Origin of the sequence: Moorena sp. SIO1G6, assembly GCF_010672795.1 — a bacterium.
GTDB classification, from domain to species: Bacteria; Cyanobacteriota; Cyanobacteriia; order Cyanobacteriales; family Coleofasciculaceae; genus Moorena; species Moorena producens.
Genome location: NZ_JAAHFZ010000164.1, coordinates 1 through 1,737, shown reverse-complemented (window position 1 = coordinate 1,737; position 1,737 = coordinate 1). Strand labels below are relative to the sequence as shown.

Annotated in this window: 1 protein-coding gene; it reads left to right on the top strand. The window is 43.9% G+C overall.

The window, feature by feature from the left end; translation table 11 throughout:
• Window positions 1-70: 70 nt before the first annotated feature.
• Window positions 71-1,700, top strand: a protein-coding gene (locus F6K63_RS36740; protein ID WP_287315001.1) for an ISKra4-like element ISMpr2 family transposase whose coding sequence is annotated in 2 segments (ribosomal slippage) — window positions 71-1,110 and window positions 1,109-1,700 — 1,632 coding nt in all. Because the reading frame shifts where the segments join, the coding sequence is not laid out codon by codon here.
• The last annotated feature ends 37 nt before the right edge of the window (window positions 1,701-1,737 follow it).

The following is a 1,737-nucleotide window of genomic DNA, read 5'->3' as shown; positions in this document are numbered from 1 at the left end:
GGGTGCGGCTCTTTTAAAAGTACGGTAGACTAGATCTCAGTAAAACTGACAAATTAGTCAGAGTAATAGTTTGAGTCAATACCTCCTGGTGGGTGACCAGCTGAAAAAGTCAGCAGTAGTTCAGGAAAAGTTTGGACCTATGCAACCATCGATCTCAAATGAAGACATGTTTTTCTCACAAGCGCGAGAGCTATTTGAAGAAATAGTGGACTGGCTGGGTTCAGATAGTGTTTGCGGTTTACAACATGGGGAATTAGAGAGTAAACTGCTTGAAAACGGATACGAACTATTAAGACGACTGCTGCAAGGTTACTTCGACAGACGAAGTGATGACGAGATCGAAGGAGAATGCTTAGGTAACGACGAAGCCAAGAGAACCCATAAGAAGAGATTTACAAGGAAGCTGACAACAATATTTGGCACGATCATCGCCAATCGAATCGGTTATGGTGGACGAAAAATAACTTCCCTCAACCCACTCGATGCCGAGTTAAACCTACCAGTAGAAAAATACTCCCACGGACTGAGAGAGCGAGTGGCTGTCGAAGTAGCTCGTTCAGGGTTTGGCGAAACAGTCGAAATCATACAGAAAACAACAGCCGCAAAAGTTGGTAAGCGACAAGTTGAACAATTGGCTGATAAAAGTGCTTGTGACTTTGATCAATTCTATGCTCATCAACAAGCACAATCGGTTGAATTGAAGGAGACGGGGGAAATAGTAGTTATTAGTGTGGATGGCAAGGGTGTTGTCATGGGTACAGAAGACTTACGTGCTCCCACGCAAAAAAGAGCGCTGGCAAATAGCAAGAAGTTAAATAAACGATTAACTAAGGGGGAAAAACGCAATTCAAAGCGAATGGCAACAGTGGCTTCAGTTTATACCATCAACCCTTTTGTTCGTACACCTCAACAAATTGTCAGCACAGAAGAAGAACACAAAAAAATCAAACGACCCAAACCAATCGGTAAGCGTGTTTGGGCAAGTTTAGTTAAAGAACCATCACTTGTTATAAAAGAAGCTTTTGACGAGGCATTACACCGCGACCCCAATCAACACAAGCGTTTTTGCGCTCTGGTCGATGGTAACAAGACACAATTATCGCGCTTTGAAAAAATTTGCTCGCGAACACCATCTCAAGTTAACGATTGTCCTGGATATTATTCATGTGATTGAGTATCTGTGGAAGGCTGCATTTGCCTTCTATTCGGACACTAGTCAACAAGCCGAAGTTTGGGTTAGTAAACGTTTACTGCTGATCCTTGAAGGTAAATCGAGTACAGTTGCTGGGGGTATGCGTGGTAGCGCTACAAAGCGCCAACTTTCTGCATCACAACGTCAGCCAGTGGATAAGTGTGCCAGATATTTACTCAACAACGCTGCTTACCTCAAATACCACGATTACTTGAAAGCTGGTCTTCCCATTGCCACTGGGGTTATTGAGGGCGCTTGTCGTCACTTAATCAAAGACAGGATGGACATTACCGGGGCTAGATGGAGTCTTATGGGTGCTGAGGCGGTTTTACGTCTGCGCTCGCTTTATGTTAGCGGTGATTGGCAAGAGTATTGGCCCTTTCACTTAAAGCAAGAGCATAAACGTAATCACTTGTCTTTGTACAAAGATGGCCTTCCTTTGATGAAACGACTAATTCAAGCTCGTTGCTCTATTACTGCTCCTCCTACTCTTCCGATACCTCTCTAAACCTGACCAAACGTCTTTCCAAAAGAGCCACACCCAA